This window comes from Halalkalicoccus sp. CG83, from assembly GCF_037081715.1.
GTDB classification, from domain to species: Archaea; Halobacteriota; Halobacteria; order Halobacteriales; family Halalkalicoccaceae; genus Halalkalicoccus; species Halalkalicoccus ordinarius.
The window spans coordinates 1,288,398-1,307,858 of sequence record NZ_JAZDDH010000001.1 but is presented as its reverse complement, the minus strand read 5'-3'; the positions used below and the strand labels follow the sequence as shown (position 1 = coordinate 1,307,858).

The following is a 19,461-nucleotide window of genomic DNA, read 5'->3' as shown; positions in this document are numbered from 1 at the left end:
GTCGGCGGGGTCGTACGGACCGACCCGCCCGATCAGATGACGAGCGACGCCAGTCCGAGGAAGACGAAGAAGCCGAGCACGTCGGTCGCGGTGGTGATGAAGATCGTCGCCGACGTGGCTGGGTCGATCTCCATTCGGTCGAGGATCAGCGGAATGAGGGCGCCGAAGAAGCCGGCGATGACCAGGTTCAGCACCATCGAGACGCCGATCACCAGCCCGAGCAGCGGACTCTGGTTGAACACCGTGGCGATGATCGCCACCAGCACGCCGGTGATCATTCCGTTGGCGGCGCCGGCGAGGACCTCGTTGAGGATGACGCGCCCGCCAGTCGCGATCGAGACCTGTTCGAGCGCGATCCCGCGGACGGTGACGGCCATCGACTGGGTGCCGGCGTTGCCGCCCATCCCGGCGACGATCGGCATGTAGACCGCGAGCAGCGTGAACGCGGCGATCGTCGCCTCGAACAGGCCGACGACGGCCGCGGCCAGGAACGCCGTCCCCAGATTGAGGATGAGCCACTTATAGCGGCGCTGTACCTTCACCAGCGGGCCGTCGAGGACGCTCTCCTCCTCGGCGACGCCGGTGAACTCGTAGAGGGTCTCGCCCGCCTCCTCCTCGATGACTCTGAGGATGTCGTCGGCGTGGATCACCCCGAGGATGTGCTCGTCCTCGTCGAGCACGGCGACCTTGCTCTCGGGGTTCGCACGGAACACCTCGAGGACGTCCGTGTCGGGACGGTCGTAGCGAACGGTGGGGGTCTCGTGGAGGTAGTCGGTCAGGTGAGCCGACTCCCGGTCGGTCATCGCGAGCGTTTGGCCGGGTAGCTCGCCCAGCAGTTCGCCGTCCTCGACGACGAAGACGATCGGGAACCGTCCGGTTCGCTCCTCGAACCGACGGACGCGCTCCGCGACGTCGTCGAAGCCGGCGTCCCGCGCGACGGTGACGTAGTCGAGATGCATCAGACCGGCGGCGCTCTCGGGGCTGAACTCGAGGAGGAACTCGATCCGCTCGCGACGGTCCTCGTCGAGTCGACGAAGCACCGCCGTTCGCGTCTCCTCGTCCGCCAACCCCAGCACGTCGGTCGCCTCGTCGGGATCGAGTCGTCGGACGAACCGACCCAGCGCCTCGCGGCTCATGTCGTCGACCACCGCGCGCTGGATCGTCTCGGGAAGCTGGAAGAACAGCTGGCGCTGGCGCGCCTCCGGGAGCTCCCGGAACTCCTCCGCGGGCGTCGCCGACGTGGCGATCGCCTGTTGGACGTCCGTAGAGGTAGCCATCGGGCTATCGAATATCGCCCCCAGCTAAAAAACCGCCGAAGCGAGTACGGTCCGGGCGGAGGCGAGACGGCTCTCGACCGACCGCGCGCGATCCGCCGTCCGCCAGGTTTGTGTACTCGCCACGAGAGGGTCATCCATGAAACGGACGCGACTCGACGTCTATCGAAGCAAGTACGGGGTCGAGACGGTGTGGTTCGCCCGTCCCGAGAACTTCGCGTGGCTCACCGGCGGCGACAACGTCGTCGACCGCGACAGCGAGGTCGGCGTCGCGGCCGCGGGCTACGACGGCGAGAAGGTCGTCGTGATCACCGACAACATCGAGGCCGAACGCCTCGCCGAGGAGGAGCTGGCCGACGAACGCGTCGTTCAGTACCGCTGGCACGCGGGCTCGCTCGCCGACGCCGTCGCATCCTACACGTCGCGGCCGGCGGCGGCGGACTTCGACGTCCCCGGTTGCCGGCGACTGGACGCCTCGAAGCTCCGCCAGCCACTGGTCGACGACGAGATCGAGCGCTATCGCGCGCTCGGCCGGGAGGTCGCGGAGGAACTCGAGGCGGCCTGTCGTGACGCGGAGCCGACCGACTCCGAACGCGAGGTCGCCGCCGGGCTCCGTGGTGGGCTCGCCGACCGAGGGATCGACTCGCCGGTTGCGCTGGTCGGCGGCGAGAAGCGCGCCGGGCGCTATCGCCACTTCACGCCGACGGAAACGAAGCTCGGGCGATACGCCATCGCCTCCGTCACGGCGCGCCGTGACGGGCTGCACGCGAGCTGTACCCGGACGGTGGCGTTCGACGCCCCCGAGTGGCTCGAGTCGCGCCACGAGGCGGCGGCGGGCGTCGAGACGGCCGCGCTCGCGGCCACCCGCCGAGTGGGACAGCGCGGCGGCACCGCGGGCGACGTCTTCCGGGCGATCCGGCGTGCCTACCGGGAGCGGAGCTATCCGCGCGAGTGGAAGCAACACCACCAGGGCGGTGCGACGGGCTACGCCGGCCGCGAGTGGTTCGCGACGCCCTTCGGCGAGGAGCGGGTGCGCCTGCCGATGGCCTACGCGTGGAACCCCACGGTGCAGGGCGCGAAGAGCGAGGACACCGCACTGGTCACCGACGAGGGGGTCGAGGTGCTCACCGAGACCGACGAGTGGCCGACCCGCACGGTCGAGGCGGGCGGGATCGAGCTCGAGCGTCCGGCGGTCCTCGGACTCGACTAGTCGCCGGTGTGGCGGTCGGCCCGCGACGGCGGGGGTACCTCGGAGCGGGGGCTCGTGGCGGCGTCGAGTTCAGGCCGGACACAGCGGGCGGGTTCGTGGTTGACGTGGGCGTACTCCTTCGGCGAGTTGGCGAGCGGGTGGGCGGGGTTCTCGCCGCCGTCGATCACCGCCGCGCGGAGCTCGTCGAAGCCGGCGATACGTGCGCGGATGCCCCGCCAGTGGTTCCGGCTCGCCGGCGGAACGCGGATCCCGTCGGCGTGCCAGCCGTCGCGAGCGGCGAGGGCGGCGGCGTTGACGTTCCTCGCCAGCACGTCGTGGTCGGTGAGGACGCCGACGCGGGCGGTCGGCGGGGCGCGCGTCGCGAGCACGTCGAGGCCGAAGTGCAGCGCCTGGTACTCGGCGACGTTGTTGTCGGTCGCGGTCGTCGGCAGGGCGTAGCGGGCGACCCGCGTTCCGTCGCGTGTCTCGATGACCACGCCCATGCCGGCCTGCCCCGCGTTCAGGTGGTAGGAGCCATCGGTGGCGACGTAGAAGTCCCGATGGTGGGTGCGAGGGGGGTGGGCGATTCGGGGGGTGGGGGCGGTGTCGAAGCGATCGCGGAGGGTCTGCCGGCCGTAAGCGGCCATGCTACACCGTATGACGGCGATTCCATATAAATCGTCTCCCCGGTTCGAACCGTTGAAGGGTGCACGCGCCACACTCCCTCCGTGAGTCGCCATCGACCCCTCGATTCGTCCCTCCCGCTCGCGGTGATCCGAGGCAACGATCCGTACGGTGGTCCGTCCCGAGCCGGATCGGGTCGGATCGACCCGGCCGAACCGTACGTTCGAGGGGGCGTACTGCGACGATGAGATATAGAAACGCGATCCTCTTCGTCGCGTTGGCGCTCGCCTGGGGGAGCGCCTTTACGGCCATCAAGGCTGGCCTGGAGTTCTTCCCGCCGGTGCTGTTCGCCGCGTTACGCTACGACCTGGCTGGCGTCCTGATGCTCGGGTACGCGGCCTACGTGACCGATCGCTGGCGACCTCGAGGCCGAGACGAATGGACGTTGGTCGGGATCGGCGGGACGTTCATGATCGCCGCCTATCACGCCTTCCTCTTCGTCGGGGAACAGGGGACCTCGAGCGCCACCGCCGCCATCATCGTGAGCCTCTCGCCCATCCTCACGACGGGGTTCGCACGGACGTTCCTGCCCGACGAACGGCTCACGGCCGTCGGGATCCTCGGGCTCCTCATCGGGTTCGTCGGGGTCGGCGTGCTGAGCGATCCCGATCCGAACGACGTCCTGAACGCCCGAACCGTCTCGATGTTTCTGGTGTTCCTGGCCACCGTCTCGTTCGCCCTCGGGAGCGTCCTGACCCGCCGTGTCGACGCACGGCTCCCCATCGAGACGATGGAGGCGTGGTCCATGCTCATCGGAGCAGTGGTGATGCACGCAGCGAGCCTCGCCCTCGCCGAACCCGCAAGCGGGATCCGATGGACGACCGGCGCCGTCCTGTCGCTGCTCTACCTCGTCGTCGTCTCGAGCGCCCTCGGGTTCCTGATCTACTTCGACCTCCTGGATCGGCTCGGTCCGATAGAGATCAACCTGGTGTCGTACGCCACGCCCGTCGTAGCGGCCGTAACCGGGTTGTTGTTCCTCGACGAAACGCCGACCGCCCTCACCGTGATCGGGTTCGCGTTCATTCTGGTGGGGTTCGTCCTGCTGAAACGGAACGCGCTCAGAGACGAGTTCACTCGACTCCGGCCGTACGGGGAGAGCAGCGAATAGAGCGTGTCCCCGCCGGGTTCCCTTTCTGCCCTATCGTAGCATATATAGTCTGGATCTACTATGTGGGGATATGCCATACGATAAGGAGATGGACAGGCGCGGATTTCTGAAGTTCGCCGGCGTCTCCGCAGCGGCCGCGACGACCTCGCTGGCCGGCTGTACCGGCGGCGAGGACGACGGCGAGGACCCGCTCGGCGAGGAGGATCAGGACCTCGAGATCACGGTCACCCAGGGACAGTTCGCGAGCACGCTCGACCCCCAGGACCACAACGACACGCCCACCTACAACGTCCTGGACCAGGCGTACGAGCCGTTGCTGTATCGCGACGCCGAGGGCGAGATCGTCGAGTACCTCGCGACCGACTACGAGCGCCTCGGCGAGCAGGAGGTCGAGTTCACCCTCCGTGAGGGCGTCCAGTTCCACAGCGGCGACGAGATGACCGCCGAGGACGTCGCCTACAGCATCAACCGGACCGTCGACGACGAGGTCGGGATCGTCAGCCCCCAACAGGACGGCCTCTCGGGGATCGAGGGCGCCGAGGCGAGCGGCGACGGCACCGTCGCGGTGACGCTCTCCGGCCCGAACCCCGTCGTCTTCGAGAACTTCGCCTCGTTCGGCCGGATCCTCCAGCAGCAGTGGGCCGAGGAGCACGAGGACGAGACGATCCGCGACGCCAACGGCACCGGCCCCTACCAGCTCGAGGAGTTCGAGGAGGACGTCCGGGCGACGTTCACGGCGTTCGACGAGTACTGGGACGCCGACAACGTCGGCGACGTCACCCAGGTCACCTTCGAGGGCGCACCCGAGTCGAGCACGCGGGTCAACAGCCTGCTCGCCGGCGAGACCGACATCGTCACGAACGTCCCGCCGAGCGAGACCCCGCGAATCGAGGACGAGGACGGGATGACCTTCGAGTCGGTGCCCAGCACGCGGGTGATCTTCCTCGTGATGACCAACGACCGCGAGCCCTTCGACAGCCAGGAGTTCCGCCAGGCGATGAACTACGCGGTCGACGTCGAGGGGATCATCGACGAGCTGCTCGAGGGATTCGGTTCCCCGGCGAGCCAACCGACGCTCGAGGGCCACAACGGCCACAACCCGGACGTCGATCCCTATCCGTACGATCCCGAGCAGGCCCAGCAGCTCGTCGAGGAGAGCGGCTACGCCGGTACGGAGATCGTCCTCGAGACGCCGACGGGCCGGTATCTCGGCGACGAGGAGATCGCACGCGCCGCGGCGAGCCAGATCGACGAGCTCCCGAACGTCTCGTGTGACCTCGAGATCCGCGACTTCGGCGACCTCGCCGGCGAGGCGCTCGACGGAGACATGTCGACCTCGCCGGGCTTCTTCCTGATCGGCTGGGGCAACCCCACCTTCGACGCCAACTACACGCTCGTGCCGTGGTTCATGCCCGGCCAGGCGAGCCAGCACTTCGAGAACGACGAGGTGGTCGACCTCCTCGAGCAGAGCGAGTCCGAACTCGACGAGGACACGCGCGAAGGGCACCTCCAGGAGGCCAACGCCCTGCTCAACGAACAGGCGCCGTGGGTGTTCCTCCACCAGCAGTACAGCATCTACGGCGTCAACGAGGAGCTCGACTGGGAGGCCCGAAGCGACGAGGACATCCTGGCGAAGGACGTCTCCGCCTCGTAAGCCGACGCGGAACGGAGACCACGGTACCAACTGATGGCAATCGGAAAATTCATCGCGAAACGAGCCCTCCAGGGCGTGTTCGTCGTCTGGGGAGTCATCACCGTCGTCTTCCTGCTGCGATTCATGACCCCCGGCAGCGCGGTCACGTTCGTCGCCCCGCCCGGCGCCGATCCCGACCTGCGCGAACGGATCGCCGAGGACCTGGGGCTGAACGACCCCATCCACGTACAGTACATCGACTACGTCACCGGATTGTTGCAGGGCGACATGGGCTACTCGTACATCTCCGGGACCGAGGCCAGCGTCCGCGTGTTCGCCCGGCTTCCCGCGACGATCGAGCTGGCGGTCGCGGCGACGGTCGTCGCGGTCGTCATCGCCATCCCCCTGGGCGTGATCAGCGCGACCCGGCGCCACCAGCCCGCCGACTACGGCGCGACGCTGTTCTCGCTCATGGGTATCAGCACGCCGAACTTCTGGCTGGGGATCATGCTGATCCTCGTCGTCTCGGTCCAGTTCGGCCTGCTGCCCACGAGCGACCGGCCGCTCGGACTCGTGACGGCGTTCGAGCTGTTGGTCTTCGAGCTACGACCGGAGGGACTCTGGGTGTGGGCCCAGCACATGGTCCTGCCGGCGATCGCCCTCGGTACCTACTTCACCGCGCTGATCACCCGGCTCACGCGAAGCGGCATGATCGACGAGCTCGGGAGGGACTACGTCGACGCGACCCGCGCGAAGGGACTGCCCGAGACGATCGTCCGGTACAAACACGTGCTCAGGAACACCCTCATCCCGATCATCACGGTGCTCGGCCTCCAGCTCGGGACGCTGATCGGCGGCGCGGTGATCACCGAGGCGGTCTTCTCCTGGCCCGGACTCGGTACCCTGCTGATCGACGCGATCCGGGTGCGCGACTGGCCCATCATCCAGGGCTCGCTCATCGTCATCGGGATCGGCTTCGTGTTGATCAACGCGATCGTCGACTCGATGTACGCCTACGTGAACCCGCGTGTGGTGAACGAATGATCTCGCCGCGCGTCAAGCGAAGCCTCAAATCCGAGCTGCGGACCAGCCTGCTCGCGAAGCTCGGGCTCGTCCTCCTGGTGGCGATCTTCCTGATGGCGACGTTCGCGCCCGTGCTCGCGCCGCACAACCCCACGGCACAGGGGCTCGAGTCCGGCCAGACGCCGCCGATCGGCTTCACCCAGACCGAGACCACCACCCAGCTGGTCGACGGCGAGACCGAACGCGTCGAGACGACGATCGAGCCGACGTGGGAGCATCCGCTTGGCACCGACCAGTTCGGCCAGGACATGCTCTCGCGGCTGATCTACGGGGCGCGCACCTCGCTGATGGTGGGGCTGATCGGCACGGGGATCGCCGCCGGCATCGGCGTCCCCTACGGGCTCGCCGCGGGCTACTTCGGCGGCCGAACCGACGACGCGCTGATGCGGGGGGCGGACGTCATGCTCGCGTTCCCGTCGCTCGTGCTGGCGATCGCGCTGATCGGGCTGTTCGGCGCGAGCGTCGTCTGGATCCCCGATCCGCTGGTCCAGGCGGGCCTCGTCGACGGGATGCCCGAGTCGTTCGCGCTGCCGGGCACCGTCACCCTCGTCGTCGCGCTCGTCAACTGGGTGTGGTTCGCTCGCGTCGCCCGCGGGGAGGCGCTCTCGATCCGCAACGAGGAGTACGTCAAGGCCGCCCGGAGTTTGGGCGCGAGCGACCTGACGATCCTTCGCAAACACGTGCTTCCCAACAGCCTGACGCCGATCATCGTGCTCGCGACCATCCAGGTCGCGGCGATCATCCTGCTCGAGAGCGCGCTCTCCTTCCTCGGTTTCTCGGGGACGACGCTGTCGTGGGGCTACGACATCGCGCAGGGTCGGGGCTACCTCGCGACCGCGTGGTGGATCTCGACGATCCCCGGGATCGCAATCGTGCTGGCCGTGGTCTCGGTGAACCTGCTCGGCGACTGGCTGCGCGACGCGCTCGACCCCAGCATCGAGGGGGAGGGGGGCGTCTGATGGCGCCGATCCTTCGCGTCGAGGGGCTTCACACGCGCTTCTTCACCGAGGAGGGGCAGGTCAACGCCGTCGAGGACGTCGACTTCACCGTCGAGGACGGCGAGGTGTTCGGCATCGTCGGCGAGTCGGGCTCCGGAAAGAGCGTCACGGCACGCTCGCTGATCGACCTGATCGACTCGCCGGGGCGCATTACGGAGGGGAGGATCTGGTTTCGCGACGCCGACCTCGCGGCGGCCGCCTCGGCGGACGCTACTGACGGCGACTACGTCGACCTGCGCGCGATCCCGGAGGCCGAGCGCCACGCGCTCCGGGGCAGCGGCTTCAGCATGATCTTCCAGGACGCGATGAGCAGCTTCAACCCCTCGATCACGGTCGGCGAGCAGATCGCCGAGGCCGTCGAGGTCCAACGCCGCGCCGCCGCGAACCCCCGCTCGACGCGGGCGAGGACCCGTGAGTTCGGGCTCGGCCAGTTCGTCGTGAGCACGGTCGTCCCCTCGCAGAGGTACGTGAGCGAGGAGAGCCACGAACGGGCGGTCGAGCTGCTCGAACTCGTGGGAATCCCCGACCCCGTCGAGCGAGCCGACGAGTACCCCCACCAGTTCTCGGGGGGGATGCTCCAGCGCGCGATGATCGCCCAGGCGCTCGCGGGCGAGCCCGACGTGCTGATCGCCGACGAGCCGACGACCGCGCTCGACGTCACCATCCAGGCCCAGATCCTCTCGCTGCTCGACGACCTCCAGGAGGAGACCGACATGAGCATCGTTCTGATCACACACAACCTCGGCGTCGTCGCGCGGATGTGCGACCGCGTCGGCGTGATGTACGCCGGCGAGATCGTCGAGCGAGGGACTCTGGAGGACGTCTTCGAGAACGCGGTCCACCCCTACACGCGAGGGCTGCTCGGGAGCATCCCGGACATCGAGGGCGAGAAGACCAGACTCGAGCCCATTCCGGGCAACGTCCCCAGCCTGCTCGCGAACGAGATGGGCGATCGGTGTTACTTCGCGGATCGGTGTCCGAAGGCGATGGAGCACTGTCTCGAACACCCACCCGAGTTCGACGCCGGGGAGAGCGAGGACCACTCCGTGCGCTGTGTCCTCGCGGAGATGGAGTACGACGAGGGGAGCGCGCTCCCGGAGGGCTACTTCGAATGAGCGAGTCGAAACCCGAACGCGATCGCAGTACGGAACCGCTGGTCCGGGTCGACGGGCTTCGGAAGTACTTCTACGAACGGGACACGCTGCTCGATCGACTGTTCGGCAACGAGCCGGTCGCGGTGCAGGCGGTCGACGGCGTGAGCTTCGACATCCGGCGCGGCGAGACCCTCGGACTGGTCGGCGAGTCGGGCTGTGGGAAGTCCACCGCCGGCGAGACGCTACTCCAGCTTCAAGAACCCACGGAGGGAACCGTCGAGTTCGACGGCCGGACGGTGAGCGACGACGCGGACGAGTCGTTCCGACGGCAGGCCCAGATCGTCTTTCAGGACCCCTACTCGAGCCTCGACCCCCGGATGACGGTCGGCGAGATCGTCCGCCAGCCGCTCGCGATCCACGGGATCGGCGATAAGGAGGAACGACGCCGACGTGCGCGCGAACTGCTCGAGCGCGTGGGCCTCTCGGCCGATCAGCTGGATCGCTATCCACACGAGTTCTCGGGCGGCCAGCGCCAGCGCATCGGTATCGCCCGCGCGCTCGCGCTCGAACCCGAGTTCGTCGTGCTCGACGAGCCGACCAGCGCGCTCGACGTCTCGGTGCAGGCGCAGGTGCTCAACCTGCTCGACGACCTCCAGACGGAGTTCTCGCTCACCTACCTGCTCATCAGCCACGACCTCTCGGTGATTCGGCACAACTGCGACCGGGTCGCGGTGATGTACCTCGGCGAGATCGTCGAGATCGGCCCGGTCGACGAGATCTTCGAGTCGCCACAGCACCCCTACACCGAGGCGTTGCTCGATAGCGTCCCCCGGGCGAGCGTCGACGAGCACGAGCGCGAGGTGACGACGCTCTCGGGCGACGTTCCCTCGCCGCGGAACCCTCCGAGCGGCTGTCGGTTCCGCACCCGCTGTCCGAAGGTGATCCAACCCGAGAACTACGAGTTCGACCAGGAAACCTGGCGCTCGGTGATGGACCTGCGCGAGCGGATCGAGCGCCGGGACGTGAGCGTCGAGGGGATCCGCGAACGCCTCGACGACGAGACGGTCGCCGGCGCGATCCGCGAGGAGCACGGCATCGGGACGCTGTCGGACCCCGACGCCGAACGCGTCCTCGAGGAGGCGCTCTCGGCGGTCGCGAACGGGGAGTTCGAGGCCGCCGAGGCGACGCTGAGAGGGGCGTTCGAGACGGTCTGTGAGAGCGAACGGCCGTCGCTGGTCGGCGAGAACCGTGACCACCCGGCGGCGTGTCACCTCCACGACGAGCGCTTCTCCTGAACGCGCTCAGGCCGAGCCGTCGACTGCTCGCCCCGTCCGACTCGCCGACGGAACCTCGATGACTCGGAGCCGTCGCTCGAATCGGCCCCGGAGATCAGGTATCGGCTCTCGTCTCGGATCGAGGTGCGAGAGCGTGCGGCGAGCGAGTGCTTCGGTTGCGCGCCGAGAAAACACCGTCCCTAACATCGCCATCAGCCGCTCAGATCGCAGTATGTGAGTCGCAGCCTCCCGTGTATCCGTGTATTACTCGCTCAGGAGCACCTGATTCGAGGTCGTCATCCCCGGGAAGCTGCCGAGTCACGTCGTCATCTCCGACTCGATATTCCGTTCAGGCCTACTCCCATAACTAGTGGCCCGTGATAGCTCGTATCTCACGACCGTTATGCTCCGTGAGCGTCTATGTACTACCGACCTATCTCAATAATAGATAGTGAAGAATGAGCAGTGGAATTTCAACGGTAGTATCGGCAGATTCGACGCCAGAACCGTTCGTGATCGGTCCTGAGGAGGGCGAAGCGTACTGGATGCTTGGCACCCTCACGATCATCAAGGCGACTGGCGAGGAGACCGACGGTTCGTTCTCCCTGTCGGAACAGCTCGCCCCGGCAGGATTCTCGCCTCCGAAGCACGTTCACCCCGAGGACGACGAGCTGTTCTACGTCCTCAGTGGGCGGGTCACCTTCGAGATCGGCGACGAGCGCATCACCGTGACGCCCGGGTCTACAGTGTACGCTCCGCACGGTATCCCCCACAGTTACGTGACTGAGGAGGAGACCCGCTCTCTTATCCAGGTGTTCAAACCTGGGTTCGAGCAGTTCTTCGCTGCGGTCGGCCGTCCCGCCGAATCGTGGACGATCCCAACCGAAGGACCAACCGAGGAGGAGATGGCGAAGGTCGGTGAGGTCGCCGGGCAGTATGGTTTCGAGATCATCGGTCCGCCGCTGAACACCGAACACCGAGTCGAGATCACCTCGATCGAACAGTAGCTTAATCGAGGTGTCTGCTATCCCCGTTATCGCGACATTAAAGCCTCCTGCGCACCATATATACGGTAATCCTCAAATCGTCGATATTTCAGATCTAGGGAGGACGCGAGAGGAATCATCATGGTTCAATACGACCAGCAAACAGGTGAACAGCCGACGAAAACATGGCCTATCTATCGCACTCGACAGGCTGGATTAGCGGGGCTTCTCGGCGGGGCCTCGTTCATCCTCTATGCGATACCGGACGTGATCGATCAGGCGACCTTCAGCGGAATGAGCCAACTCGCCCGTGTTTATAGCTTCCTCCTCGTCGTCCCTCTCGTCCTCATGCTCTTGGGCGTTCTCGGCGTGCATGCGTATCATAAGGGAGCGTACGGCCGTATGGGAACGATCGGCTATGGGATGAGCACGATCGGACTGGTAGTCATGATCTTGACAGAGCTCTATGGGGTTTCTTCGGCTGCCGCGTACGCTGAGGAAGGCTGGTTCATGATCTTCGTAGTGAGCCTGTTCGTCCTCGTCCTCGGTGGCGGTTTCCCCTTCGGTCTCGCCATGCGGCGGGCAAAGAAGCTCCCTGCGCTCGGGCCGACGATCCTCGCTGTGGCGCTGCCAGTGTGTGTCGCAGGATTCGCTGGACTCCTTGCCATCGGGTTCGGGGGGACACCCTTTGTCGTGATTACGACGGTCTATGGTGCTGCTTGGGCGATCCTCGGCTACCATCTCTGGACCCAACCAACCGCCGCTTCTATAGCTGAGACCGCTCCCCAGTAGGACCACCGACATTACTGTTGCCGACACCGAGTGAGGACTTCGTGACGAATCGGCTGCGCGCCTACCCATGCGGTTGCACAGCCAGAAATCCCGACCTTCGACACTGCACATCGAAATCGTCGGTTCGGCAAACGTGATGTGCAGAATCGTTCCGTTGTGTGACCGATCCGTTCTTCGAGTATCGACCGCCGGCGAGACATCGGCAAGCATCCTCCTCGATCTCGGTGGTTAGTTCCTCGATTTGAGCCGCTCTATCGATCCGATCTGCAAAATGGTCCGTCCGAATCGATATCGGCGGCAAGTACGCATGACGGACCGGTCTCCACGACCGTGTTGGCGGGCAGTTTAACGAGACGACGAAAGTGGGGACGACCGACGATATCTGTGCTCCGCGTGATCGAGACCTCGAGGAGCAGTTGGGGATCAGGGTCCGCGGCGACGTTCGCGGGGGCGCCGTTCAGTCGCGGTTGTAGCGGTAGCCACCGATGATGGCGAGCGCGTGGAGCGCTAACAGCGTGAGGAAGGCGCTCAGCTGCGCGCTCGTACCGAGACCGTTCACCAGCAGCGGCACGTAGAGGAAGGGGAGCGCGATCGCGCTCCAGAAGGCGACGGCCTCGAGCGAGCGTGCGATGGCGGCAAGCAGCGGGACGGCGTGTTCGGGAAGGCGGTCACCGATCGTCGCGAGGTTGTCGTTGGGTGTGGAGGGCATGGGTGTTCTCGACGACTCGTGTCTGAATACCGATACGAATTATCTGTACATATAACGACACGAGCTTCAGTTCTATTTCGTGTCATTTCATCGTAAGTATCAGGGATTTAATGTCATTTCAATAAGCCTGTAAAATACGTCAGACGTTTTATAACTCCCGCAGAACGCTTCGTTCGGTTACGTCCTCTCGACGCCGACGGAAACCGTCTCGTCGGTCGCGCTCACCACGGTGCCGACCGCGAGCATGACCAGCCCGACGAACCGCACCCGGCGTACCGCGGCCGCATCGGGGACGAACTCGACGTTCAGCACCCGCTCGTAGCCGGTACGGGCGGCGGCGAGCAACGGTCCCGGTGCGAGGAGGTGGGCGAGTCCGAGCAAAATGAGACCGGCACCGGTCGTCGTAGCGTGGATGCGAAGCTGCACGACCGATCGAACGGGTGCGGGAGGGAAAAACGGCGTGCCGGCGTGAACGCGTCACGCGGGCGTGGATCCGTCAACGAGTCTGGCGACGGTCTCGGCGACGTCATCAGAAGAGCAAAGCTCTTCTAAACGTCGTCGGAGCGCGTAGCGTTTCGATCGGCTCGAAGACCCGGACGGATCCTCGAACGCTGCCGAGGAGATCCGCGAGATGCCGTCCCGGCCGTGACTTCCCGTGACGATTCCGTCGACGTCGCGTTCCTCCGCGAACTCGACGATCGAGCAGGCGGGTCGTCCGACGACGGTCTCGGTCTCGAGAGCCACGCGGTGTCCTCGGCGAGCGCGCCGACCCGCTCGAATCGTTACTCCACGTCCCGTTTTCGATCTCCGTCCACTCCTCGGTGTCGGGTGCCCTTCCCGTCTCGGTTCCACCGGCGGCCACGTCGGCGGGGTTGGAGACGATCGGCGCGATGAGTGTCGCGTCGGGGAACTCCCGGACGGCGTACTCGAACGCCTCGCATGCGACGAGCCGTCGATCCGGACGAGGATCTCCCGTGGTATGTGCGTCCATCACCGCCCCGCCAACGATCGCCTCCGGGCCGGATCACCCGTGGTTCGTCAGGCAGTTCGAGAGGCCGATGAGCTCGACCGGTTCGGAGTTGTCGGGCGAGTAGACCACCATCTGTCCCTTCTCCATGTACGGGACCTTCCCCTGGAGGTTCGAGGGGATGTTCACCGCGCTGATGGCGTCCTCGTCGCCGAGGTTGAGCACGACCTTGGTGTTGATCTGCTTGAACACGGCGTCCGCGACGTCCTGGGGGTCCTGCGTGATGAGAAAGAGCCCCAGTCGTTCCTTGCGGCCCTGTTTCGCCGCGTCCTGGAACTTGCCGATCACCCGTTTCGCCTGCGCGCTCTCGGCGTCGGTGAGGAAGTTGTGCGCCTCGTCCATCCCCAGGATCAGCGGCGTCTCCTTGATCCGGTCGAACCGGGGATCGTTCGAGAGCTTCTGGTCGACCAGCAGGCTCGCGAGCGCGAGCACGACCACCTCGGTAGCGCGCGAGTCGTTGATGTGGTAGGTCGGGACGACCGTGAGCCCGCCGGGGCGGACGAACTCGTGGACGAGGTCGGTGATCGGCGGGGCGTCCTGATCGAAGACGTCGTCGAAGCCGTACGCGCGGCGTTTCACCGCGTCGAACGTCGCCTCGTGGACCCGGCCGGCCTCGTCGAGTTCCTCGCGCAGCGCGGGGTCGTCGAGGAACGCCTTGAACTCCGCGTAGGTGCCGGCGTTTCCGTGCTGGTCGAAGAACCGCCGGAGGAGGTAGCTCAGCGCGTTGTACTGGTTGTCGTTCAGCTCGCCGCTCGCGACCAGCCACTTGTTCCCCCGCACCATGGAGAAGGGGATCGTGAACTCGACGTGTTCGGCGCGGTGGTCGGCGGCGGCGTAGCTGGCGTCCCCTACACACGGAACGAACGCCTTCGTGTCGGCGTGGCCGCCGTGGGCGATCCCCTCGCGGTCGTAGAGCCGCTCGTCCTCGGGGGTGATCTCGGGGTTGTCGTCGTGCATCTGTGCGTACTCGTCCTGCGGGTCGAACTGCACGACCGCGGGCGAGGCGGTGCGCCCGTCGTCCATCTCGTACGCCCGGTCGTCGTCGAGGTACTGTCGGAGGACGTTCTTCGCGGCGTGGGTCTTCCCGGAGCCGGTGCCGCCGGCGATCAGCGTGTGGCGAAAGACCAGCGGGTCGCCCGCGCGGTAGTCGTCCTTCAGGCGGTAGTCGATCGTCGGGGGCTCGGCGGCGGTGCGCACCCTCTCGCCGCCGACCGCGAGGTGGCCGAGGAAGACGCCGTCCTCGGGCATCTTCAGCCCCGTCTTGATCTCCTCGACGTCGGTCGCCTCCCTGACGGTGGTCTCGGGTTTGGGGACGCGGTCGGCCATCCGACGTCTGAGTTCGTCTCCCTCCGAGTAGAGGACGGCGATCGGCTCGAGCGTCGCGAGCAGTTTGTAGTCGCGTTCCTCGATCCCCCCGTTTCGCATCGCGCGGCGGGCGTGGATCTCGGTGGCGTCGTCGGCGTGGAACTCCTGGGCGTACTCGAGGCCCGTGATCCGACAGAACAGCGTCTCGTCGTCGGGGTACGGTGCGAGCAGATAGCTCCCCAACCGGATCGACGAGCGGTTCTGGGCGGTGATGTACGCCCGCAGTCGGGTGTCGTCCTCCTCCTCGCCGATGCGGAGCCCCGAGGCCGCGGAGATCGTCCCGATGCCGGAGTCGGCGCCGATGGCGGTGATGTCGCTCTCCTCGAAGCGATCGGCCGCGTCGGTTCCCGAACCCGAATCGGCGTTGGAGGGGCGTTCGAAGTCGCCGAGGTCGGTCATGGCTCCGCAATCGAACGGGGGAACCAAAACCCTTGTCGCCCAACGTCCTTTTGCCCCTCGGAGGGGTAGGGTGCTCATGCTTCTAGTTCAGGGGAGCGCGGGGGGGACGACGCTGACCGGGACGCTCTACGAGCGCGGCGAGCGCGCGCCCACCTTTCGGGGCGCTCCCGACGAGGACGCGCCCTACGTCTGGGTCTGCGACGAGTTCTACGAGGTCGAGAGCGGCGGTTCCGAGATGGAGATCGACGGCCGGACGGTGCACGTCGCCTTCGAGTCGCCGATGCCGCGGGGTTTCGACACCCGCGAACAGGCGCTGGCCGCCGCCGAGGAGTACGTCCGAACGCAGTTCGCCCGGGTCGGCCTCGCCCCCGCGGACGTCGAGGTCGAGGTGGAGAAGGTCGAACCCGGCGCTGAGGTGTAGAAGCCTACCAGTACCGAAACGAACCGAGTCGAGCGGGGCCGAGCCGACCGTACCGGTCTCCGTCGGTCGATCAGAAGAACTCCTCGCCCCACCGCAGGTCGTCGTACTGGCGCGTGCGGTCGGTGCCCCATTCCCGTTCGACCATCCGGCGGAGCGCCTCCTTCTCCTCGGCGCCGATGCGCGCGAGTTCGTCGGCCTTCGAGACCGCCTCGGGCGGGCCGCGTTGGCTCGCGACCTCCGCGAGCATCTGGGTCCGGAGCGCCTCGCGGACCTCGGGATCCCTCGTCAGTCCGTAGGGCGCCTCCACCGTGTAGAGCACGTCGTCGCGCGGATCGTAGATGGGGAAGAACGTCACCTCGTAGTCCTCGGGCGGGCGACGCCGGTCGAGTCCCAGCGCGTCGCCGTCGGCGGCGAACGTGCGGTCGGCGCCACCCCTGGAGACGAACCAGTTGGTGTAGGTCAGCTCGTTGCGCACCCGCTCGCCGTCCTCGTGGCGCTCGAGCAGCCGGACGAACAGCGCTGCGTCGTCGGTCCAGGGCGCGCGCGTCTCGTTCGAGACGGCGTTCGTGATCCGCCTCGAGGCGGGGTTCTTCACGAAGCCGACGATCGGTACGCCCCGATCCAGAAAGCCCTCGACGAGACGGGCGTAGTTCTCGACGACCCGTCTCGGGGTCTGCTCGTCGAGCTGTCCGGCGAGGTCGGCACGGTCGCGCCAGCTCAGCAGCTCCTTCGGGTAGAGGGGACCGTCGAGCACGAGCAGGTCGTCGATCCCCTCGGCGTGCGCGAGCGCGTGTTCGCTCTCCGCGAGATAGAGCGAGAGCGCGTGGACGGCCCCCTCGGTGTAGTGCTTCCGATCGATGTCGCCGAGGTGGAGGACGCGCCGGCGGCTGTAGCCCTCGTCGTACATCACCCAATCGGTGGAGAACCGGAGGGCGTCGTCGTCGACGTGGACGCCGATGATCACCGTCCGGGCGCGGTGACAGTCGAGATCGGTCGGCACCCGACCCATCGCGGCGTGGGCGACGTCCATCACGACGCCGTTCTTGTAGCTCGTGGGGTTGATCGTCCCCGAGTCGAGGCCGTGGCTCCCGGGGTAAGGCCGCTCGCAGAGCGCGGCGTCCTCGACCGAAACGCGCCCGCGGAACCGCCGACCGACGGGTTCGAGCACGGGTCGGCCGTTCACGACCAGCGGGTCGAGGAACTCCTCCCAGACGGTCTCGGCGAACCCCTGGTGGTCGCCGTCGTCGACCTCGTCTCCAACCTGGCGGGCGAGCGTGGCGATCCCCTCGAAGTGGACCGGATCCAGGGTCATACCGTTCCACTGGTCGTGACGTGAGAAAAACCGTGCGGGTGCGTCGTCGATCGCAACGGGCGGACGGCCTGTTTGCGGCGCGTGCCGGCGGCGTAAGCGAAGGGTAGTTACGATCCGCCCGAGTGAGTTCGGCCATGGACGGTGCACTCATCGTGCTCGACGGCTGGGGGCTGCGCTCGTCCGACGACGACGGCGGGCGCGACGCCGTCGCCGCCGCCGACACCCCTACGTTCGATCGGCTTCGGGGGGCCGGCGCGTTCGGCACCCTCGATGTGACCGGCCGGCGCGTCGGTCTCCCCGACGGCCAGATGGGAAACAGCGAGGTCGGCCACCTCAACATCGGGGCGGGACGGGTCGTCAAGCAGGCGTACACCCGGATCGACGACGCGATCGCGGACGGCTCGTTTCGGGAGAACGCGGCGCTCTCGGGTGCGTTCGACCGTGTAGATCGAACGGGAGGGCGCGTCCACTTCATGGGGCTGGTCAGCGACGGAGGCGTCCACTCCGAGCAGGAGCACCTCCACGCGTTGATCGAGTGGGCCGCCGACCGCGGCGTCGAGGCGGTCACCCACGCGTTCACCGACGGCCGCGACACCGCCCCGACGGCCGGAGCGGGGTTCCTCCGCGAACTCGAGGAGGTCGTCGACGCACACGGCACGGGCCACGTCGCGACCGTCTCGGGGCGCTACTACGCGATGGACCGCGACCAGAACTGGGAGCGGACCAAGCTGGCCTACGACGCGATCGTCGAACGCGAGGCCGAACACACCGCGCTCACCGGCCCGGAGGCGGTCGAGGCCGCCTACGAGCGCGACGAGACCGACGAGTTCGTCGTCCCGACGCTCGTCGACGGGGGCGTCCCCCTCGAGGACGGCGACGCGGTCGTCTTCTTCAACTTCCGCGGAGATCGCGCCCGCCAACTCACCCGAATGCTGGGCGACGTCCGCCCCGAGTGGGACGTCGAGACCCACCCCCCCGAGGTCGAACTCGTGACGATGACCCAGTACGACGAGACGTTCGACGTCGAGGTGGCGTTCCCGCCGGTCGAGCCGGTCGACACGCTCGGGGAGGTGCTCGCCGATCGCGGACTGACACAGCTTCGGATCGCCGAGTCCGAGAAGTACGCCCACGTCACCTACTTCCTCAACGGCGGCCGCGAGGTGGAGTTCGACGGCGAGATCCGCGAGATCGTCCCCAGCCCGGACGTGCCGACCTACGATCGCAAGCCCGAGATGAGCGCACCCGAGGTGACGGGCACGGCGATCTCGATCATCGAGCGCGAGGAGCCGAACGTGCTCGTGCTCAACTACGCCAACCCCGACATGGTCGGCCACACCGGCGACTTCGACGCCGCCGTCCGCGCCGTCGAGGCCGTCGACACCGAACTGGGACGGCTCGTCGAGATCCTTGAGGAACACGGCGCGCACGTCCTCGTGACCGCCGACCACGGCAACGCCGACGACATGGGTACCGAGGAGAACCCCCACACCGCCCACACGTACAACCTCGTGCCGCTGATCTACCTCTCGCCCGACGGGAGCGACGGCGGCTATCGGGTTCGCGAGGGGGGCTCGCTCTGTGATCTGGCGCCGACGCTGCTCTCGCTGATCGGGATCGAGCAGCCGCCGTCGATGACCGGCGAAGTGCTGCTCGAGCGCTGATACGTTCGGACCCGCCGGCGCGTTACTCGACCTCGTAGCCCATCTCCCGGACGGTGATCTTGACCCGCTCCTCCGAGAGGATATCGTGGTCGAACTTGACCGCCGCCTCGCCGTCGGCGTCGATGTCGGTGCCCATGACCCCCTTTAGCTCCGCGAGTTCGTCCTCGATCTCTCGTACGTCTTCCTCGGATTCGACTCCCTGGACGGTGAACTCCGCGTTGCTCTCGGCCATGGTTCGAGTATCACCGCCGGGAAGTTGACTCTACTGCCTACGGCAGCAGGCTTTCGGCGAAGCGCTCGAGAGTCGACCGTCTCGCGCCGGCGCCGATCCGGGATCCAAGACCGTCTTCGGTACCTCCCGGACTTCCGTGGAAACGCAGCGCGTCGGTCCGCCGACCCCGTGATGCCGGCTCGCGCAGTACCTGGACCCGTCGAGACGCGCACAACACATT

The 19,461-nt window shown here is 66.9% G+C and carries 19 protein-coding genes; 11 read left to right on the top strand and 8 right to left on the bottom strand.

The window, feature by feature from the left end:
• Positions 1 to 32: 32 nt before the first annotated feature.
• Positions 33 to 1,277: a magnesium transporter gene (locus tag V0Z78_RS06745; protein WP_336343866.1), complete on the bottom strand. Its 1,245-nt coding sequence runs from the start codon at positions 1,275 to 1,277 to the stop codon at positions 33 to 35.
• Positions 1,278 to 1,413: 136 nt separating this feature from the next.
• Here V0Z78_RS06745 and V0Z78_RS06740 point away from each other — a divergent pair, with 136 nt between their 5' ends.
• Positions 1,414 to 2,484, top strand: a complete 1,071-nt coding sequence (locus V0Z78_RS06740) for a M24 family metallopeptidase (protein ID WP_336343865.1) — start codon at positions 1,414 to 1,416, stop codon at positions 2,482 to 2,484.
• Here V0Z78_RS06740 and V0Z78_RS06735 read toward each other — a convergent pair.
• Positions 2,481 to 3,110: a reverse transcriptase-like protein gene (locus V0Z78_RS06735; protein ID WP_336343864.1), complete on the bottom strand. Its 630-nt coding sequence runs from the start codon at positions 3,108 to 3,110 to the stop codon at positions 2,481 to 2,483. The two genes, V0Z78_RS06740 and V0Z78_RS06735, sit on opposite strands and share 4 nt — an antisense overlap.
• Positions 3,111 to 3,331: 221 nt before the next feature.
• Here V0Z78_RS06735 and V0Z78_RS06730 point away from each other — a divergent pair, with 221 nt between their 5' ends.
• The 8 genes from V0Z78_RS06730 (at position 3,332) to V0Z78_RS06695 (ending at position 12,115) form a co-directional block, all read left to right on the top strand.
• A complete protein-coding gene (locus tag V0Z78_RS06730; protein ID WP_336343863.1) occupies positions 3,332 to 4,255 on the top strand; it encodes a DMT family transporter in 924 nt (307 codons plus the stop codon).
• A gap of 70 nt (positions 4,256 to 4,325) precedes the next feature.
• Positions 4,326 to 5,909, top strand: a complete 1,584-nt coding sequence (locus tag V0Z78_RS06725; protein WP_336343862.1) for an ABC transporter substrate-binding protein — start codon at positions 4,326 to 4,328, stop codon at positions 5,907 to 5,909.
• Positions 5,910 to 5,942: 33 nt separating this feature from the next.
• Complete coding sequence (locus tag V0Z78_RS06720) at positions 5,943 to 6,932, top strand: ABC transporter permease (protein WP_336343861.1); 990 nt, start codon at positions 5,943 to 5,945, stop codon at positions 6,930 to 6,932.
• Positions 6,929 to 7,930, top strand: coding sequence for an ABC transporter permease (locus V0Z78_RS06715; RefSeq protein WP_336343860.1), 1,002 nt, complete (start codon positions 6,929 to 6,931; stop codon positions 7,928 to 7,930). The genes V0Z78_RS06720 and V0Z78_RS06715 overlap by 4 nt, the downstream gene beginning before the upstream one ends.
• Positions 7,930 to 9,084 (top strand): ABC transporter ATP-binding protein, encoded by a 1,155-nt coding sequence (locus tag V0Z78_RS06710; RefSeq protein WP_336343859.1) that lies wholly within the window; start codon positions 7,930 to 7,932, stop codon positions 9,082 to 9,084. The genes V0Z78_RS06715 and V0Z78_RS06710 overlap by 1 nt, the downstream gene beginning before the upstream one ends.
• Positions 9,081 to 10,358: an ABC transporter ATP-binding protein gene (locus tag V0Z78_RS06705; RefSeq protein ID WP_336343858.1), complete on the top strand. Its 1,278-nt coding sequence runs from the start codon at positions 9,081 to 9,083 to the stop codon at positions 10,356 to 10,358. Before V0Z78_RS06710 ends, V0Z78_RS06705 begins: the two co-directional genes overlap by 4 nt.
• 491 nt (positions 10,359 to 10,849) lie before the next feature.
• Positions 10,850 to 11,344 carry a quercetin 2,3-dioxygenase gene (locus V0Z78_RS06700; RefSeq protein ID WP_336343857.1) on the top strand — a complete coding sequence of 165 codons (495 nt, stop codon included), beginning with the start codon at positions 10,850 to 10,852 and terminating at the stop codon, positions 11,342 to 11,344.
• A 120-nt stretch (positions 11,345 to 11,464) separates the two neighbouring features.
• Positions 11,465 to 12,115 (top strand): hypothetical protein, encoded by a 651-nt coding sequence (locus V0Z78_RS06695; RefSeq protein WP_336343856.1) that lies wholly within the window; start codon positions 11,465 to 11,467, stop codon positions 12,113 to 12,115.
• Between the two features lie 457 nt (positions 12,116 to 12,572).
• Here the strand turns inward: V0Z78_RS06695 and V0Z78_RS06690 are convergent, their stop codons facing one another.
• From V0Z78_RS06690 to V0Z78_RS06675, 4 genes are all read right to left on the bottom strand, one after another.
• Entirely contained in the window at positions 12,573 to 12,824 is a 252-nt protein-coding gene (locus V0Z78_RS06690; RefSeq protein ID WP_336343855.1) for a hypothetical protein, read from the bottom strand.
• Positions 12,825 to 13,001: 177 nt separating this feature from the next.
• On the bottom strand, positions 13,002 to 13,250 hold the full coding sequence (locus tag V0Z78_RS06685) for a hypothetical protein (RefSeq protein ID WP_336343854.1): 249 nt from the start codon (positions 13,248 to 13,250) through the stop codon (positions 13,002 to 13,004).
• Between the two features lie 51 nt (positions 13,251 to 13,301).
• Positions 13,302 to 13,568, bottom strand: coding sequence for a universal stress protein (locus V0Z78_RS06680; RefSeq protein WP_336343853.1), 267 nt, complete (start codon positions 13,566 to 13,568; stop codon positions 13,302 to 13,304).
• Between the two features lie 280 nt (positions 13,569 to 13,848).
• On the bottom strand, positions 13,849 to 15,615 hold the full coding sequence (locus tag V0Z78_RS06675) for an ATP-binding protein (RefSeq protein WP_336343852.1): 1,767 nt from the start codon (positions 15,613 to 15,615) through the stop codon (positions 13,849 to 13,851).
• A 76-nt stretch (positions 15,616 to 15,691) separates the two neighbouring features.
• Here V0Z78_RS06675 and V0Z78_RS06670 point away from each other — a divergent pair, with 76 nt between their 5' ends.
• On the top strand, positions 15,692 to 16,036 hold the full coding sequence (locus tag V0Z78_RS06670) for a DUF7113 family protein (protein WP_336343851.1): 345 nt from the start codon (positions 15,692 to 15,694) through the stop codon (positions 16,034 to 16,036).
• A 70-nt stretch (positions 16,037 to 16,106) separates the two neighbouring features.
• Here the strand turns inward: V0Z78_RS06670 and V0Z78_RS06665 are convergent, their stop codons facing one another.
• Complete coding sequence (locus tag V0Z78_RS06665) at positions 16,107 to 17,348, bottom strand: DNA double-strand break repair nuclease NurA (protein WP_336343850.1); 1,242 nt, start codon at positions 17,346 to 17,348, stop codon at positions 16,107 to 16,109.
• Between the two features lie 134 nt (positions 17,349 to 17,482).
• Between V0Z78_RS06665 and gpmI the strand changes: the two genes are divergently transcribed.
• Entirely contained in the window at positions 17,483 to 19,009 is a 1,527-nt protein-coding gene (gene gpmI / locus V0Z78_RS06660) for a 2,3-bisphosphoglycerate-independent phosphoglycerate mutase (protein ID WP_336343849.1), read from the top strand.
• 22 nt (positions 19,010 to 19,031) lie between these two features.
• Here the strand turns inward: gpmI and V0Z78_RS06655 are convergent, their stop codons facing one another.
• A complete protein-coding gene (locus V0Z78_RS06655; protein ID WP_336343848.1) occupies positions 19,032 to 19,241 on the bottom strand; it encodes a heavy-metal-associated domain-containing protein in 210 nt (69 codons plus the stop codon).
• Between the last annotated feature and the right edge of the window lie 220 nt (positions 19,242 to 19,461).

Coding starts and splice junctions, on each gene's coding strand:
- V0Z78_RS06745 (WP_336343866.1), bottom strand. CDS start 1,277: ATGGCTACCTCTACGGACGTCCAACAGGCGATCGCCACGTCGGCGACG.
- V0Z78_RS06655 (WP_336343848.1), bottom strand. CDS start 19,241: ATGGCCGAGAGCAACGCGGAGTTCACCGTCCAGGGAGTCGAATCCGAG.
- V0Z78_RS06730 (WP_336343863.1), top strand. CDS start 3,332: ATGAGATATAGAAACGCGATCCTCTTCGTCGCGTTGGCGCTCGCCTGG.
- V0Z78_RS06720 (WP_336343861.1), top strand. CDS start 5,943: ATGGCAATCGGAAAATTCATCGCGAAACGAGCCCTCCAGGGCGTGTTC.
- gpmI (WP_336343849.1), top strand. CDS start 17,483: ATGGACGGTGCACTCATCGTGCTCGACGGCTGGGGGCTGCGCTCGTCC.
- V0Z78_RS06675 (WP_336343852.1), bottom strand. CDS start 15,615: ATGACCGACCTCGGCGACTTCGAACGCCCCTCCAACGCCGATTCGGGT.
- V0Z78_RS06665 (WP_336343850.1), bottom strand. CDS start 17,348: ATGACCCTGGATCCGGTCCACTTCGAGGGGATCGCCACGCTCGCCCGC.
- V0Z78_RS06695 (WP_336343856.1), top strand. CDS start 11,465: ATGGTTCAATACGACCAGCAAACAGGTGAACAGCCGACGAAAACATGG.
- V0Z78_RS06715 (WP_336343860.1), top strand. CDS start 6,929: ATGATCTCGCCGCGCGTCAAGCGAAGCCTCAAATCCGAGCTGCGGACC.
- V0Z78_RS06735 (WP_336343864.1), bottom strand. CDS start 3,110: ATGGCCGCTTACGGCCGGCAGACCCTCCGCGATCGCTTCGACACCGCC.
- V0Z78_RS06670 (WP_336343851.1), top strand. CDS start 15,692: ATGCTTCTAGTTCAGGGGAGCGCGGGGGGGACGACGCTGACCGGGACG.
- V0Z78_RS06705 (WP_336343858.1), top strand. CDS start 9,081: ATGAGCGAGTCGAAACCCGAACGCGATCGCAGTACGGAACCGCTGGTC.
- V0Z78_RS06690 (WP_336343855.1), bottom strand. CDS start 12,824: ATGCCCTCCACACCCAACGACAACCTCGCGACGATCGGTGACCGCCTT.
- V0Z78_RS06740 (WP_336343865.1), top strand. CDS start 1,414: ATGAAACGGACGCGACTCGACGTCTATCGAAGCAAGTACGGGGTCGAG.
- V0Z78_RS06710 (WP_336343859.1), top strand. CDS start 7,930: ATGGCGCCGATCCTTCGCGTCGAGGGGCTTCACACGCGCTTCTTCACC.
- V0Z78_RS06725 (WP_336343862.1), top strand. CDS start 4,326: ATGCCATACGATAAGGAGATGGACAGGCGCGGATTTCTGAAGTTCGCC.